Here is a 15029-nt window from a genome sequence, read left to right on the forward strand (position 1 = left end):
ATGACGCTGGGCGACATCGTCACCGACAACGCCCGGCGGTTTCCCGACGTCGTCGCCTACCGGCTCGGCGAGCGCGAGGTGACCCACGGTCAGCTCTACGAGCGGGCCGTGAAGTTGGTGTCGGCGATGGTGTCGGCCGGGGTCCGGCGCCAGGACCGCATCGCGATCCTGAGCCGCAACAGCATCGAGTTCGGCGAGGTGATGGCGGCCACGCACTTGAGCGGAATCATCTTGGCAACGGTCAACTTCCGGCTCACCGCCGACGAGATCCGTGACGTCATCAACCGGGTGCGGCCGAAAATCGTGTTCGTCGCCGACGAGTTCGCACCGATGATCGCCGAGATCGCGCCGTCGCTGACGTCTGCGCCGCTTCTCGTCGGCATCGGGGCCGACTACGAACAGTTCCTCGCCGGCGGAACCGGCGGTGAACCCGTGCTGCGCGCCACGCCCGAGGACATCGCCTGTCTGATCTTCACCAGCGGCACCACCGGAGCGTCGAAGTGCTGCATCCTCGGCCACCCCGAACAACGTCGCGTCCTGTTCACGATGAACGCAGAGATGCGTTCGGGCGCAGACGATCAGATCTTGATCAACATGCCGATGTTCCACATCGGTGCGATGGCGATGCTCGGCGGCGTGCATGCGCGCGGCGGCACGGTGGTGCTGCAGCAGCAGTTCGACCCCGACGAGGCCGTACGGCTGATCGCCGAACACCGCATCACCGTGCTGCATCTCGCGCCGGTCATGCTGCGCGCGCTGCTCGACGCGGTGACCGACACCCGGTCGGTCGAGTCGCTGCGCACCGTCGTCTACGCGGCAGCGCCGATGACCATGACCATCCTCGAACGCGCTCTGGCACTGATGCCGTCGGTCGGCTTCCTGAACCTCTACGGCCAGACCGAGGCGATCGTCTCCGGGCTGCCCCGCGAGCTGCACGGCGGTGACCCCGAACCGCTGCGGTCCGTCGGCTTCCCGTTCCCCGGCATCCATGTGCGCATCGTCGACGACGACGGTGCCGAGGTGCCGGTGGGGCAGCCTGGCGAGATCGCGGTGCGGTCGGAATCACTGTTCCGCGGCTACTGGGACGACCACGCCGCGACCTTGGTGACGCTACGCGACGGCTGGTGTCACACCGGTGACGTCGGCCGGTTCGACGAACGCGGGTTGCTGTATCTGGTCGACCGCAAGAAGGACGTGATCATCACCGGCGGCGAGAACGTGTACTCGCCGGAGGTGGAGGACGCGGTCAGCCGCGTCGACGGCGTCGCCGCCTGCGCGGTGGTCGGCGCGCCGGATGAGCGCTGGGGGGAGACGGTGTGCGCGGTCGTCGTTCCCGACCCGGGGGTGGTGGTCACGCTCGAGGACGTCCAGGCCGAGGCGCGGCAGCGGCTGGCGGCCTACAAGATTCCGCGCCGGCTGCTGGTCGTCGACGAGTTGCCCGTGCTGCCGAGCGGCAAGGTGGACAAGAAGCGGCTGCGCTTAGAGGTGGCTCAGACGGGCGGGTACGCCGGTGGCGGGTAGACGCCGCGCAGTATCCAGGCGAACCAGTTGATGCCGTACTCCAACTCGTCGCTGGCGTCGTAGTCCGGATTCGGATCCATTGACATAGTGAACCAACCTGAGGTCGAATTGGGAAGATATTTAGCGGATTTGTTTTCGGGTGAACGGGGTGCAATGACGAATCGCAGCGTCTATGCGATGGCGGCTGTCCTCGCGGTCGGCCTGGCGGGGTGTTCGAGTCCCGAGCCGCCCGCGCGCCCAGCCGGCGCGCTGGCCCCGGGGACCGCCGAAATCGCGCTCGACGGCGCGCTCACGGAAACCACCCACGACGTCAAGTGCACGTCCGACGGCACCGTCACCACGCTCACCACCGGCAACGAAGAGTCCGGCACCACCACGGCCGTCGACACCTTGGCCGAGCCGGTGGTCCGGTCCGCCGAACTGCACAATGTCGACGGCTTCACCGGCAGTTACTGGGAGCAACTGGGGCCTGCGGGGGAGGTGGAGATCATCGGCGCGACATTCCTGATCAAGGGCACCGCGACCGGCTTCACCCAGGACAATCCGAGTGCGCGCGTATCGAGTGAGTTCTCGATCAAAGTTGCGTGTTGACGGGTGCAGCCCACCCGTTTGGAAATAGAGGAGAACGAGGTTCAGCGATGAAAGTCCGTCTGGAGCAAGCGCGTTGCGTCGGTCACGCCCAGTGCTACGCCGTCGACCCCGACCTGTTCCCCATCGACGACGCCGGCTACAGCATCCTGGAAGCCCATGAGGTCCGGCCCGAGGACGAGGCGAAGGTCCGCGAAGGCGCGGCGGCGTGCCCCGAAATAGCGATCGTCATCGAAGAAGACTGAGAGGGCCTTGCACCCACATAAGTAACCAAGTTAACTTTGTCGGGTGATCACCGCTGGGAACTGGCGCGAAGGCCTGCACGCACTGCTCGACGAGCGCCGACGAGAGCAGGTGAACGACGGGCCACGGCCGGACCGGATCACCGCCGCCCGGGCGTGGCATTCGCGGCTGGTCGACGAGGGGTTGGCCGCGCCGGGCTGGCCGAAGTCGGCCGGTGGGATGGAGCTGTCGCTGGAAGACCAGCTCGACTACTACCGGATCACCACGGCGGCGGGCGCTCCGACGCATCCGTGCTCGCTGTCGTTCATCGTCGCGCCGACCCTGATCAAGCACGGCACCGACGCGCAACGGGCCCGGTTCCTCGAACCGCTGCTGCGCGCGGACGAATTCTGGTGCCAGGGCTTCTCCGAACCCGGCGCCGGCAGTGACCTCGCGTCGCTGTCGACGCGGGCGGTGCGCGACGGCGACGTCTACCGGGTGACCGGCCAGAAGGTGTGGACCACGATGGCCGACCGCGCGGACTGGATGTTCGCGCTGGTGCGCACCGGGCCTGCCGGTAGGAGCACCGACGGCATCACGTACCTGCTGATCCCGATGAACGCCCCGGGCATGGAGGTGCGGCCCCTGCGCGATATCAGCGGCGGCGCCCATTTCGCCGAGGTGTTCTTCGACGACGTCGAGGTGCCCGTCGAGAATGTGGTCGGCGAGGAGGGCAACGGCTGGGCGATCATGCGCACGTCGCTCGGACACGAGCGCGCCACCGCCTTTCTGGCCGACGAGTTCAAGTACCGCAAGACCACCGACCGGGTGTTCGCGCTGCTCCGCGATCAGGGGCTGCACACCGATCCGCTGGTCCTGCAGCAGGTGGCGCGCCTGGAGTCCGGTGTCCGCGCGATCGCCGCAAACAGCGCCCGCGCCCTGGACGCTGTGCTGCGCGGGGAGGATCCCGGCGGGGTGGCGTCGGTGAACCGGTTGGTCAAGTCCGAGTTCGAGCAGGACCTGCATGCGCTGGCACTGCGCGCGACGGGACCGCAGGCCGCGCTGGGCAGCCGCGCGGCCGGAGCCGTCGACAACGGCCGCTGGACCTACGGCTACCTGATGAGCCGCGCCACCACGATCGGCGCGGGAACCGCCGAGATCCAGCGGAACACGATCGCCGAGACCGTGCTGGGGCTGCCGTCGCACCGCGGGGAGGGTCGCCGAACCGCCGCAGTGAAACCCGGTGCCCCGCTGGCGGTTTCCGATCCCGACGAGCAGAGCCTGCGCGACGCACTGGGCGCGGTCGGCGAGCGGGTGGACATCGAAGCGCTGCTGGACCGGCGGCGTCCGCACGACGCGTTCGACCGTGACGTGTGGTCCGCGCTGGTGGAGTTCGGGCTACCGGCGCTGGCGGTCGACGAGGCGCTGGGCGGCGCGGGTGCTGACCGCCGGCAGCTGTACGCGGCGATCGAGGAGGCGGCCGGGGCGCTGGCCCCGGTCCCGCTGGTGCCGACCGTCACCGCGCTCGACGTGGCGAACGCGGTCGACGCCAAGTCGGTGGTCGGCCGGATCGCCGCGGGCGCGACCGCCGCGTTCGCGGTCCCGCTCAGCGACAGCGGCTGGGTGCTCGCCGGAGAGGCCCTGCCCACCTGGGACGGTGCGCGCGTGACCGGGACCGTCCCGGTGGTCGCGGGCGCGCCGGTGGCCGAGGTGCTGCTGGTGCTGGCCCGCCGCGGCGACGGTGCGGTGCTGATCGCGGTCGACCCGTCGGCAGCCGCGGTCGAGGTCCAGCAGCCGCTGGACCTGACCGCGACGATCGGCGCGGTGACCTTCGATGGAGCGCAAGGCGAGATCCTCGCGGAGGGAAGCGATTTGGTCGGTGCGCTGGCCAGAGCCCGGCGCCACGGGCTGCTGGCCGCGGCGGCGGACTCCGTCGGCGTGGCCGCCCGCGCGCTGGCGATGGCCGTCAACTGGGCCGGGGAGCGCGAACAGTTCGGCAGGCCGATCGGCAGCTTCCAGGCGGTGTCGCACCGGTGCGCCGACATGCTGGTCGCGCTGGAAGGGGCGCGCAGCCTCGTGGCGGCGGCGGCCGAGGGGGACGACGACCGCGCCGCGGAACTGGCCGCCGCGGCCGCCTTCGACGCCGCGGTCGCGATCGCCGAAGGCGCCGTGCAGGTCCACGGCGGGATCGGCTTCACCTGGGAGCATCCCGCGCATCTTCTGCTGCGCCGCGCCCGCGCCAACGCGGTGCTGATCGAACATCCGGATTCTCTGCGGGACAAGGCTGCTCGCACCGTACTTCAGGAGCTCACTTCATGACCGACACACTCGACGACTTCCGCGCCGAGGTGCGCGCGTTCATCGCCGAGCACGCCCCGGACATCCCCTACCGCGCCGGGGTGCGCAGCGCCGACAACGAAACCGAGTTCGCGGCCTTGCAGCGGTGGACCGGTCAGCTCTACGAGGCCGGTTACGTCGGCGCGGACTGGCCGGCCGAGTTCGGCGGCCGCGAGGACCGCACACCCGGACACGCGATCGTCGTCGCCGAGGAGCTGGCGCGGGCCCAGGTCCCCGGCGGCCAGAGCGGCAGCGTGCTGGCCGCGCGGGCCCTGATCGACTTCGGCACCGACGAGCAGCGTCACCGCCATCTGCCGAAAATCCGTGCCGGTGAGGAATTCTGGTGTCAGCTGTTCAGCGAGCCCGGGGCGGGCAGCGATCTGGCGTCGCTGCGCACCCGCGCGGTCCGCGACGGCGACAACTACGTCATCGACGGGCAGAAGGTGTGGACCACCGACGGGCACTGGGCGCGGTACGGCTACCTGCTGGCCCGCACCGATCCCGATGCGCCCAAGCACAAGGGCATCAGCGCGTTCATCCTCGACATGTCGGCACCCGGCGTCAGCGTGCGACCGCTGCGCGAGTTGACCGGGACGTCGGACTTCAACGAGGTGTTCTTCGACGCGGTCACGGTGCCCGCCGATGCGATGATCGGTGCGCCCGGCCAGGGCTGGGTGATCGCGAATGCGACACTGGCACACGAACGCACCAATGTCGGTGCGGTCGTGGTCAAGCTCCGGGCGGCCCTCGACGCGCTCATCGACCTGGCCCGCCGCGTCGAGATCGGCGGGCGCCCCGCCATCGAGAGTGACCGGGTGCGCGACCGGACCGGCGAGTTCAGCGCGCGGGTCGAGGCGCTGTCCGCGCTCACCGGCGCGAACCTCACCCGGTGGCTGCGCGGTGGCGAGCGCATGCACGACGCCGCGATGGGCAAGCTGATGTTCAGCGAACTCAACCTCGAGATCGCCAGTTTCGCCGTCGAACTCGGCGGTGAGGCAGGCGTTCTGGTCGAAGGCGACGCCGCGGCTCTGGACGACGGCCGGTGGCAGGACGAGTGGCTCTACGCCCGCGCGTTCACCATCGCCGGCGGCAGTTCGGAGATCATGCGCAACATGATCGCCGAGCGTGGGCTCGGGCTGCCGCGGGACCGCAGGTGATCAGGCCGGCACGAGCGCCGCGCGGTGCTCGGCGACGCTGCCGTCGAACGCCTCATCGACGCGGATGCGGCGCAGGAACAGGTGCAGATCGTGCTCCCAGGTGAATCCGATGCCGCCGTGCACCTGCAGCGCGGTGCCCGCCACCTCGCTCGCGGCGTTCTTGGCGTAGGCGACCGCCGCCGAGACCAGGTGCGAAGACCGCGCGGCGTCGGCGTCGAGCGACGCGGCGGCCGCCCACAGCGTCGCGCGGCCGGCCTCCACACCCACCGCCATGTCGGCGCAGTGGTGCTTGACCGCCTGGAACGACCCGATCGGCGCGCCGAACTGCTCGCGCTGACCCGCGTACTCCACGGTCATCTCCAGCAGCCGCGCCGCCGCACCGATCGCGTCGAACCCGCGGTGCAGCGCCAGCGCGGCGCGGACGCGCTCCGATGTTCCGGGCGGCGCGGGACGCCACTCGGGCGCGTCGAGCGTCAGGCGGGCCCACGATCGGGTCAGGTCCAGCGTCGTCAACTCGGTGAGCACCGGATTGTCCACGACCGCAACGGATTCGTCGCGCACGACCACGAACTGCGCCATGTCCGCGGCCATCGGCGCCGGCCGGGTGGTGGTCTCGGCTGCCTGCGCCACCCCGGTGAGCGCGTCGCTATCGACACCGACGCGTTCGAGCACCCAGCGCGCGACCGCGAGGTCCGCGATCGGCAGCGAACTTACCGCGTAACCGTGCGCCTCGGCGCACACCGCCAGGTCCATGTGAGTGCCGCCGACCTCGGTGGTCAGCAGGTCGAGCAGCCCCGACTCCTCGGCGTGGGCGACGGCGTCGTGGTCGATGCGAATCGGTGCGTGGTCCAACGCTTGTCGCACCTTCGCGATTGGATCGTGGCGGCTCAGCCAGGCCCGCTCCGCGTCGGCCAGTTGTTCTTGTTCGTCGGTCATGCCGATGTCCATGTCGACTCCCTCGAGTTGGTTGACCTAGTAAACCATGTGGACTACGTTCGACGGAACGGGTCAACCCGACTCAGAAGGTGGCGATGACGAGCATCCGAGAAGCGCTGGGCCGGCTGTGGGATGCGCCCGACGAGGCGCCGATGCTACAGCAGGACGGGCAGTGGTTCAGCTGGGGTGACATCCGCGTTCTCAGCGAGACGCTCGACCGCGAACTCGGCGCCGTCGGGGCCGGGCCCGGCGCGCGGGTGGCCGTCGTCCTGGAGAACCGGATGGAGTCGGTCGCCGCGCTGATCACGCTGCTGCGCACCGAGCGCACGATGGTGACGTTGAGCCCGCTGCAGCCGGCCGACCGTCTCGGCGACGACCTGACCGCCAGCGCCGCCGACTACGTCCTCGCGCCGCGGGAGCTGTTGGAGAACACGGTGTTCGGCGCGGTGGCCGCGGACAGCGGTGCCACGGTCTTCGCCGTCGACGGTGGCGACGTCACCGTGTACGCCAAGGCATCGCGTGAGCCCCGGGCGGGTGACCCCGGTGTGCTGATCGAGATGCTGACGTCCGGCACCACCGGTCCGGCGAAGCGAATCCCGTTGCGCCGCAAGCAGATGGAAGCCTCGCTGTCGGCGGCGCTGGAGCACAACAACCGGCCCGAGGTCCGCGACAAGCCGCCACTGACCGGTGCGGTCGGAATGGTGATCCTGCCGATCGTGCACATCGGCGGGCTGTGGTCGCTGCTGACCGCGCTGCTGGCGGCGCGTCCCATCGTCATGCTGAAGCGGTTCAGCATCGAGGGTTGGCACGCCGCGATCGTCGAGCACCGGCCCATCCTCGGCGGCCTGCCGCCGCCGGCGATCCGCGCGGTGCTCGACTCCGACATCCCGCGTGAAGACCTGTCGAGCCTGCGCGCCATGATCGCCGGCACCGCCCCGGTCGACCCCGACCTGGTGGACGCGTTTCTCGAGCGGTTCGGCATCCCGATCCTGGTCACTTACGGCGCCACCGAATTCGCCGGTGCCGTCGCCGGATGGACAGCAAAGGACTTCCGCGCATCGTGGGCGGACAAGAAGGGCAGCGTCGGACGGGCATTCCCCGGCGTGCGCCTGCAGGTGGTCGACGACGACGGCCGGGTGCTCGGGGCTGGCCAGACCGGGCGGCTGCAGGTGGCGTCGGCCCAGGTCGGTGACTCCGCCGAGAACTGGGTCACGACAAGTGATCTGGCACACATCGACGCCGACGGCTACCTCTACATCGACGGCCGCGCCGACGACGTCATTGTGCGCGGCGGCTTCAAGATCGCACCGGAGACCGTGGTGCGGGCGCTGCGCAGCCACGAGGCGGTCGCCGATGCGGCGGTCGCGGGCCTGCCCGATCAGCGCCTCGGCCAGGTGCCCGTCGCGGCAGTGCAGGTGAAGGACGGCGCGACGGTGACCGGCGAGGCGCTTCGCGAGCACTGCCGCAGCACGCTGACCCCCTACGAGGTGCCCGTGTCGGTGTTCGTCGTCGACGAACTGCCGCGCAGCGCCGCTCTCAAGGTCGACCGGCGGCGCCTGATCGCGCTGATCGAAGAACTTCAACAACAGAACTAGGAAAGGCACAACGATGGGACGCGTACAGGACAAGGTCGTTCTGGTGACGGGCGGTGCGCGCGGACAGGGCCGCAGCCACGCGGTGAAGCTGGCCGAGGACGGCGCCGACGTCATCCTGTTCGATATCTGCCACGACATCGAGACCAACGAGTACCCGCTGGCCACCCCGCGCGATCTCGAGGAGGCCGGCCTCGAGGTGGAGAAGACGGGGCGTCGCGCGTACACCGCGGAGGTCGATGTGCGCGACCGAGCGGCGGTGACCCGCGAACTCGCCAACGCCGTCGCGGAGTTCGGCAAGCTCGACGTCGTCGTCGCCAACGCCGGAATCTGCCCGCTCGGTGAGCATTTGGAGATCCAGGCGTTCGTCGACGCCTTCGACGTCGACTTCATCGGGGTGGTCAACACCGTGCACGCCGCGCTTCCGCACCTGAAGGAGGGTGCGTCGATCATCACCACCGGGTCGATCGCGGCCCTGCTGGCAGCGAAGATGCCCGCGGGTGCCGGCGGACCGCAGGGCCCGGGCGGCCTGGGGTACAGCTACGCCAAGCAGCTGGTCGATTCCTACGCCACGCAGATGGCCGGTCTGCTTGCTCCGAAGTCGATCCGGGTCAACGCCATCCATCCCACCAACGTCAACACCGACATGCTCAACAGCGCGCCGATGTACAAGCAGTTCCGGCCGGACCTGGAGGCGCCGACGCGCGATGACGCACTGCTGGCGTTCCCGGCGATGCAGGCGATGCCCACCCCGTACGTCGAGGCCGAAGATGTCTCCGCCCTCGTGTGCTTCCTGGCCTCCGACGAATCCCGCTTCGTCACCGGACAACAATTCCGGGTCGACGCCGGCGCGATGCTGAAGTTCTAGGAGGAGACGATGACCACCGCGCAGCAGGACGACAGCGCCGTCATCGAGGGCCGCATCACCGACGAGGACATCGAGCGGGCCCGGGCCCAGATCGGCATCGCCGTGCACCAGCGCGACGAGCCGTGGAACAAGCTGCCCAACGCCGACGCCATCTCGCACTTCGCGTGGGGGTGCGGCGACGACAACCCGCTGTTCCACGATCCCGAGTACGGCGCGGCCACCCGCTGGCACGGCCAGATCGCGTCGCCGACCTTCCCGATCGCCACCGGCCTGGACCAGACCCCGAAGTTCACCGACCCCGAGCGCAAGAAGCTGTTCCGCGGACTGTTCCGGGGCACCGGCAAGTACTACGCCGGCGTGAAATGGACCTGGTACCAACCGATCTACGCGGGCCGGCCGGTGCTGATGGAGGTCTACACCCAGGACGTCGAGGTCAAAGAAAGCCAGTTCTCCGGTGGCCGCTCGGTCAAGGAGACCTACCGCTACCTCTACGTCGACGTCGACGGCAACCCGATCGCCACCCGCGACGAGGCCTACATCAACGCCGAACGACACGGCTCGAAGAAGTCGGGCAAGCTGGCCGGCATCGAGCGCCAGCGCTGGACCCCTGAGGAGTTCGAGGAGGTCGAGCAGGCGTACGAGGCCGAGGTGCGGCGCGGTGCCGATCCGCGGTGGTGGGAGGACGTGACCGTCGGCGAGGAACTGCCGCCGATCATGAAGGGCCCGCTGACCGTCGTCGACATCATCAGCATGCACATGGGGTGGGGCTGGGGCGGCTACGGTGTCGGCCCGCTGAAGTACGCCCACCAGTTGCGTAAACGCATGCCGGCGTTCTACACCCCCGACGAGTACGGGGTACCCGACATCGTGCAGCGCCTGCACTGGGACCCCGAACGGGCCAAGGCACTGGGCATTCCGGCGCCCTACGACTACGGGCAGATGCGCGCGGCGTGGGTCAGTCACCTGCTGACCAACTGGATCGGCGACGACGGCTGGCTGTTCGAGATGGATCTGCAGATGCGCGGGTTCAACTATCACGGTGACATCCACCGCTGCACCGGGTCTGTCAGCGCCAAGGGCGACGGGCCGGGCGAGGTCGTGTCGGTCGACGTCGCGGCCACCAATCAGCGTGACGAGACCACGACAAGAGGCAGCGCCAAGGTGCTGCTGCCGTCGCGCGAGACCGGGGCCGTGGTGCTGCCCGTTCCCGACGACGAGCTGCGTCGGCGGGGCGCACAGGTGGCGTCGCGCAAGGCGGGCCGGGTCGGCGAAGAGATGCGCCGCATCCACGGAGAGTGAACGGCATCTCGGTCAGCCGCGACGGCGCGGTGCTGCGGGTGGTGCTCGACCGGCCCGACAAGCTCAACGCCGTTGACACGCCGATGCTTACAGAGCTGTCTGCGCGGCTGGCGGAGGCGGCCGCCGACGCGTCGGTACGCGTGGTTGCGCTGACCGGAGCCGGGCGCGCGTTCTGCTCGGGCGGTGATCTGACCGGCCGCAACACCGAGGGCGCCGCGGAGGCGGCCAATCAGGTGGTGCGCGCGCTGACCACGCTGCCCAAACCGGTGATCGCCGGGGTGCACGGCCCCGCTGCCGGATTCGGCTGCCCGCTGGCGCTGGCGTGCGACCTGGTGGTCGCGGCGCGGTCGGCCTACTTCCAGCTGGCGTTCGCCCGCGTGGGGCTGATGCCGGACGGCGGGGCTTCGGCGCTGCTGCCCCGCGCCATCGGGCGTGCGCGGGCGGCGCGGATGGCGATGACCGCCGAAAAAGTCTCGGCCACCCAGGCATTCGAGTGGGGTCTGGTGTCCCACGTGGTCGACGACGACGCCTACGAGCGCGAGCTGGCGTCGCTGAGCGCCAGCCTGGCCGAGGGGCCCACGCAGTCCTACCGCTGGACCAAGAAGGCATTGGCGGCGGCTACGCTGGCCGAACTGGATGCCGTGCAGGAGATCGAGATCGAAGGGCAGCGGGCGCTGGTGGCCACCAACGATTTCCGCGAGGCCAGGGCGGCCTTCCGGGAGCGTCGCAGGCCCAAATTCGGTGGCACGTAGCCGGTATCAGCGAAAACGGGGTTTGCGCTTGTTGGCGCGGGAGTCGGTGGGGTTGTCGTAGTCGTTGCCCAGGTGCGTATACGACAGCCCGTGGCGCTGGCGCAGGGTCGGGGAGAGGTCTCTGGCCTCCCACAGCGCCCGCACCGTGCCCTGCACGGCCAGCGGTCGACGGCCGGCGATTTCGGCGGCGATTTCCGCTGCGCGCGAACGCAGTTCGTCGTCCGGCACGACCTCGGTCACCAAGCCGAGCCGCAGGGCGGTGGCGGCGGTGATGCGTTCCTCGCTGCCGGTCAGCGCCCAGCGCATCACGTCGCCGAACGGGATGCCCAGCGACAGCATGCCCATCGGTTCGAGCGCCGAGACCACGCCGCCGTTGAGGTGCGGGTCGAAGAACGTCGCACCCTCCCCGCAGATGGAGAAGTCGCACTCGTTGACGAAATACATTGCCCCGCCTGCGACCATGCCGTGCAGTGCGGCGATGACGGGCTTCCAGACGCGATGGGTCTTCGGGCCGAGGAACGCGCCGGGGTCTTCCTGGTTGAAGATCGGCTGCTCGCCCCACCAGCGGCCCGCCGAGACGTCGATACCGGTGCAGAACGCGCGTTCGCCGTTGGCCTGCAGGACAGCCACGTGGATGTCGTCGTCCTCACGGACCCGCCGCCACGCATCGGTGATCTCACCGGCCATCGTCTCGTTGAAGCTGTTCATCTGGTCCGGCCGGTTCAGCGTCACGGTGGCGACGTGGTCGCTGACCACGAACTCGATCGTTTCAAAGTCGGTCATCGACGCTCCCTGTGTAGACAGGTCACTAAGTTAACTATGTGGGCGATCCGGGCGTCAAGCAGAGCGCGGCCGGAAGAGCGGCAGCCACACCCGGGTGTCCTCGTCGCCGGACGGGTCGGTCCAGTCCTCGAAGAACACCTCGACCGGAAGCCCGACGGCGATGTCGTCGAGGGAGACATTGACCACGTTGGTGATCAGCCGGACGTCGGGTTCGTCGTCGAGTTCGACCATGGCCACGATGTAGGGCGGCTCCAGGCCGGGAATCCACGGTTGGCGGTTGACGGTGTACGCGGCGACGGTCGCGAGCCCGGAGACGGGTTCGGGCGCGACGTTTGTGCTGCGGCAGCGAAAGCACGCCGGCCCCGGCGGGTGGAAGAAGCGCCGGCAGTCGCGGCACCGCGCGATCAGCAGTTCGCCGCGCGCGCCGCCGGTCCAGAAGTCGCGGGACTCGGACGTGGGCGTGGGGGCGAGCCGGAACTGCGGCCTGCTGTACGTTGTGGACATCCCGTAAAGAGTAAACTATTTACCGTTTTGGTTGGTCGTTTTCCGGTGCGTGCGACGGGACCCGTGACCACCGACGCTATGGTGTCGGACACATAGGTTGGGACCGACCTGTGACTGACCCCGATCTGGCCGCCGGCCGCTGAGGAAACATAGATGGCAGACGAGAAGCCCCCCGCCGAGGGGGAGGAGTCGACCGCGGAAGTCGGCGCCCCGGATACGCAGGACAAGGAATCCGAGGTCACGCCACCCGCCGCGGACTCGTCAGAGGCGGTGGAGGACACCGAGGCTGTCGAGGATGAGGCTGTCGAGGACTACCCCACCGACAGCGGAGCCGCCGACGCTGAGGACGCGGACGGGGAGGCGGTCGCCGCCAAGCCGCGCATGTCGCACGTCAAGCTCGCGATGATCGCGGGCCTGGTGCTGGTGCTCGCGCTCGGCGGGCTGGCCGGGTGGCTCGGCTACCGCGCCTACGAGTCCCGCCAGGCCGAGGACCTGCGCAACCTGTTCCTGCAGGTGGGCAGGCAGGGCGCGCTGAACCTCACCACGATCAACCATGAACAGGCCGAGGCCGACGTGCAGCGCGTGCTGGACTCGTCGACCGGCACGTTCTACGACGACTTCCAGCAGCGCTCGGCCCCGTTCATCGAGGTCGTCAAGCAGGCGCAGTCCAAGTCCGAGGGCAAGATCGCCGAGGCCGGTCTGGAGTCGTCCAGCGACACCGAAGGTCAGGTCCTGGTGGCCGTGACCGTCAACACCACCAATGCCGGCGCGCCCGAGCAGGCGCCGCGTTCGTGGCGGATGCGGATCTCGGTGCAGAAGACCGGCGACGATGAGGCCAAGGTCTCGAATGTGGAGTTCGTACCGTGAGTAGGAAGCACAGACTGCCCAAGCGGGCCCAGGACGCCGACTCGACCGCAGAGACCACGCCCGAACAGGAGACCGAAGCGGTGGAGTTGACCGAGTCGACGGCGGACGTTGCTGGCACCGAGGCCGCTGACACCGAGGCCGCCGAGTCGCCGGACGAGCCGGTCGGCGGTGCGGTGGCCGAGAAGGAAGAAGCCGCGCCGAAACGCGGCATCAACTGGGCGCGGGTGTTCGCGTTCGGTGTGCTGCCTGCGCTCGCGCTGATCCTGGCCGGAGCGGCCGGCTACTTCAAATGGGTGGACAACTCGGTACGCAACAGCGAGGTGGCCCGCATCGAGACCGTGCAGGTCGCCAAGGACAGCACGATCGCGATGCTGTCGTACAAGCCGGACACCGTCGAGCAGCAGCTCAACGATGCCCGCAACCTGCTCACCGGCGACTTCCAGGACTCCTACACCGGTCTGATCAACGACGTGGTGATCCCCGGCGCCAAGGAGAAGCAGATTTCGGCGGTGGCGTCGGTGCCCGCGGCCGCCTCGGTGAGGGCCGAGCAGGACGAGGCCGAGGTGCTGGTGTTCGTGAACCAGACCGTGGTCGTGGGCCAGGATGCGCCCACCGACACCGCGTCGAGCGTGCGGGTGACGCTGGAGAAGATCGACGGCCGTTGGCTGATCTCCAAGTTCGACCCGGTGTAGAGCCGCGGTGGCCGAACCCTCGCTGATCGACGTCGACGCGCCGGAAGTCCGGCTGCGGGCGCTGGTCTGGGGTCCGCAGGACGCGCCGATCGCGTTGTGCCTGCACGGCTTTCCCGACACCGCGCACGGCTGGCGCAAGGTGGCGCCGGTGCTGGTCGACGCCGGTTGGCGGGTGGTGGCTCCGTTCATGCGTGGCTACGCGCCGTCGTCGGTCGCGGCCGACGGTAGCTATCACGTCGGCGCGCTGATGGACGATGCGCTGCGCGTGCTCGACGCGGTGGGCGCGACGGGCCGCGACGTATTGATCGGGCACGACTGGGGTGCGATCGCCGGCGCCGGGCTGGCCGCGATGCCCGACAGCCCCTTCCGCAAGGCGGTGATCATGTCGGTGCCGCCGTCGGCCTCGTTCCGTCCGCTGGGGCGGGTGCCCGATGGGCTGCGGCTGGCGGCGCAACTGCCGCGTCAGCTGATGCGCAGCTGGTACATCATGTATTTCCAGCTGCCCGGGCTGCCGGACCGATCGGCCGACTGGGTGGTGCCGCGGCTGTGGCGGCAGTGGTCGCCCGGTTACGACGCGACCGAGGACGTCGCTCATGTTTTCGAGGCGATCGGCGCACCGCAGAACTGGCGCGCCGCGCTGGGCTACTACCGTGCCACCGTACGCAACAGCAAGCCGCCGGCCCGCTACCGCGAGCTGCACCAGCATTGGCTGGAGGCCCCGCACCTGCCGACGCTGTACCTGCACGGTCTCGACGACGGTTGCGCCTCAGCGGATTACATCCGGTGGGTGGAGCCCGCGCTGCCGGAGGGCAGCCGGGCGCTCGGCGTCGCGCGGGCCGGACACTTCCTGCAACTCGAACAGCCCGATGCGGTGGGCGGCCACATCGTCGACTTCATCGGACGCGCCTAGC

15 protein-coding genes and 1 pseudogene are annotated in these 15029 nt (G+C 69.5%); 12 read left to right on the forward strand and 4 right to left on the reverse strand.

The features are described from left to right. Complete coding sequence (locus tag BHQ18_RS15365; protein WP_069414570.1) at positions 1-1521, forward strand: class I adenylate-forming enzyme family protein; 1521 nt, start codon at positions 1-3, stop codon at positions 1519-1521. On the opposite strand, the pseudogene BHQ18_RS30510 reads toward BHQ18_RS15365, so the two are convergent. Further along, positions 1491-1598: pseudogene (locus BHQ18_RS30510) on the reverse strand (CAP domain-containing protein); the annotation flags it as partial. The gene BHQ18_RS15365 and the pseudogene BHQ18_RS30510 overlap by 31 nt on opposite strands. Before the next feature lie 10 nt (positions 1599-1608). Here BHQ18_RS30510 and BHQ18_RS15370 point away from each other — a divergent pair. Genes BHQ18_RS15370 through BHQ18_RS15385 form a run of 4 tightly spaced genes read left to right on the forward strand, consistent with a single transcriptional unit; the run spans position 1609 to position 5825 of the window. Beyond that, a complete protein-coding gene (locus BHQ18_RS15370; protein ID WP_131815692.1) occupies positions 1609-2112 on the forward strand; it encodes a lipoprotein LpqH in 504 nt (167 codons plus the stop codon). Positions 2113-2159: 47 nt separating this feature from the next. Beyond that, positions 2160-2354, forward strand: coding sequence for a ferredoxin FdxE (locus BHQ18_RS15375; RefSeq protein WP_069414483.1), 195 nt, complete (start codon positions 2160-2162; stop codon positions 2352-2354). A 46-nt stretch (positions 2355-2400) separates the two neighbouring features. Continuing rightward, the gene (locus BHQ18_RS15380) at positions 2401-4650 is read left to right on the forward strand and encodes an acyl-CoA dehydrogenase family protein (RefSeq protein WP_069414571.1); all 2250 of its coding nucleotides are present in this window, start codon (positions 2401-2403) and stop codon (positions 4648-4650) included. Next, the gene (locus BHQ18_RS15385) at positions 4647-5825 is read left to right on the forward strand and encodes an acyl-CoA dehydrogenase family protein (RefSeq protein ID WP_069414484.1); all 1179 of its coding nucleotides are present in this window, start codon (positions 4647-4649) and stop codon (positions 5823-5825) included. Before BHQ18_RS15380 ends, BHQ18_RS15385 begins: the two co-directional genes overlap by 4 nt. Here the strand turns inward: BHQ18_RS15385 and BHQ18_RS15390 are convergent, their stop codons facing one another. Continuing rightward, the gene (locus tag BHQ18_RS15390; RefSeq protein ID WP_069414485.1) at positions 5826-6773 is read right to left on the reverse strand and encodes an acyl-CoA dehydrogenase family protein; all 948 of its coding nucleotides are present in this window, start codon (positions 6771-6773) and stop codon (positions 5826-5828) included. A gap of 83 nt (positions 6774-6856) precedes the next feature. Between BHQ18_RS15390 and BHQ18_RS15395 the strand changes: the two genes are divergently transcribed. The 4 genes from BHQ18_RS15395 to BHQ18_RS15410 are packed head-to-tail and all read left to right on the forward strand — an operon-like array spanning position 6857 to position 11272. Next, entirely contained in the window at positions 6857-8356 is a 1500-nt protein-coding gene (locus BHQ18_RS15395) for a class I adenylate-forming enzyme family protein (RefSeq protein WP_069414486.1), read from the forward strand. Between the two features lie 13 nt (positions 8357-8369). Then, positions 8370-9221: a mycofactocin-coupled SDR family oxidoreductase gene (locus BHQ18_RS15400; RefSeq protein WP_069414487.1), complete on the forward strand. Its 852-nt coding sequence runs from the start codon at positions 8370-8372 to the stop codon at positions 9219-9221. A gap of 9 nt (positions 9222-9230) precedes the next feature. After that, positions 9231-10520: an FAS1-like dehydratase domain-containing protein gene (locus tag BHQ18_RS15405; protein WP_069414488.1), complete on the forward strand. Its 1290-nt coding sequence runs from the start codon at positions 9231-9233 to the stop codon at positions 10518-10520. Beyond that, complete coding sequence (locus BHQ18_RS15410; RefSeq protein WP_069414489.1) at positions 10517-11272, forward strand: enoyl-CoA hydratase-related protein; 756 nt, start codon at positions 10517-10519, stop codon at positions 11270-11272. The genes BHQ18_RS15405 and BHQ18_RS15410 overlap by 4 nt, the downstream gene beginning before the upstream one ends. A gap of 6 nt (positions 11273-11278) precedes the next feature. Here BHQ18_RS15410 and BHQ18_RS15415 read toward each other — a convergent pair whose 3' ends face one another. Both BHQ18_RS15415 and BHQ18_RS15420 read right to left on the reverse strand, forming a co-directional pair. Continuing rightward, on the reverse strand, positions 11279-12055 hold the full coding sequence (locus BHQ18_RS15415; RefSeq protein WP_069414490.1) for an enoyl-CoA hydratase/isomerase family protein: 777 nt from the start codon (positions 12053-12055) through the stop codon (positions 11279-11281). Positions 12056-12109: 54 nt separating this feature from the next. After that, a complete protein-coding gene (locus BHQ18_RS15420) occupies positions 12110-12559 on the reverse strand; it encodes a Zn-ribbon domain-containing OB-fold protein (protein ID WP_069414491.1) in 450 nt (149 codons plus the stop codon). Positions 12560-12712: 153 nt separating this feature from the next. On the opposite strand from BHQ18_RS15420, the gene BHQ18_RS15425 reads away from it, so the two are divergent. The 3 genes from BHQ18_RS15425 to BHQ18_RS15435 are packed head-to-tail and all read left to right on the forward strand — an operon-like array spanning position 12713 to position 15028. Then, the gene (locus tag BHQ18_RS15425; RefSeq protein ID WP_069414492.1) at positions 12713-13426 is read left to right on the forward strand and encodes an Rv1363c family protein; all 714 of its coding nucleotides are present in this window, start codon (positions 12713-12715) and stop codon (positions 13424-13426) included. Next, entirely contained in the window at positions 13423-14118 is a 696-nt protein-coding gene (locus BHQ18_RS15430; RefSeq protein ID WP_069414493.1) for a hypothetical protein, read from the forward strand. Before BHQ18_RS15425 ends, BHQ18_RS15430 begins: the two co-directional genes overlap by 4 nt. A 7-nt stretch (positions 14119-14125) precedes the next feature. Continuing rightward, positions 14126-15028: an alpha/beta fold hydrolase gene (locus BHQ18_RS15435; RefSeq protein ID WP_069414494.1), complete on the forward strand. Its 903-nt coding sequence runs from the start codon at positions 14126-14128 to the stop codon at positions 15026-15028. The last annotated feature ends 1 nt before the right edge of the window (position 15029 follow it).

It is taken from the genome of Mycolicibacterium flavescens, assembly GCF_001722335.1.
Lineage (GTDB): Bacteria > Actinomycetota > Actinomycetes > Mycobacteriales > Mycobacteriaceae > Mycobacterium > Mycobacterium flavescens.

Bases quoted from the DNA above. Each gene is read 5' to 3' on its own strand.
- BHQ18_RS15400 (WP_069414487.1), top strand. From the start codon at position 8,370: ATGGGACGCGTACAGGACAAGGTCGTTCTGGTGACGGGCGGTGCGCGC.
- BHQ18_RS15415 (WP_069414490.1), bottom strand. From the start codon at position 12,055: ATGACCGACTTTGAAACGATCGAGTTCGTGGTCAGCGACCACGTCGCC.
- BHQ18_RS15385 (WP_069414484.1), top strand. From the start codon at position 4,647: ATGACCGACACACTCGACGACTTCCGCGCCGAGGTGCGCGCGTTCATC.
- BHQ18_RS15375 (WP_069414483.1), top strand. From the start codon at position 2,160: ATGAAAGTCCGTCTGGAGCAAGCGCGTTGCGTCGGTCACGCCCAGTGC.
- BHQ18_RS15405 (WP_069414488.1), top strand. From the start codon at position 9,231: ATGACCACCGCGCAGCAGGACGACAGCGCCGTCATCGAGGGCCGCATC.
- BHQ18_RS15420 (WP_069414491.1), bottom strand. From the start codon at position 12,559: ATGTCCACAACGTACAGCAGGCCGCAGTTCCGGCTCGCCCCCACGCCC.
- BHQ18_RS15425 (WP_069414492.1), top strand. From the start codon at position 12,713: ATGGCAGACGAGAAGCCCCCCGCCGAGGGGGAGGAGTCGACCGCGGAA.
- BHQ18_RS15395 (WP_069414486.1), top strand. From the start codon at position 6,857: ATGACGAGCATCCGAGAAGCGCTGGGCCGGCTGTGGGATGCGCCCGAC.
- BHQ18_RS15390 (WP_069414485.1), bottom strand. From the start codon at position 6,773: ATGGACATCGGCATGACCGACGAACAAGAACAACTGGCCGACGCGGAG.
- BHQ18_RS15365 (WP_069414570.1), top strand. From the start codon at position 1: ATGACGCTGGGCGACATCGTCACCGACAACGCCCGGCGGTTTCCCGAC.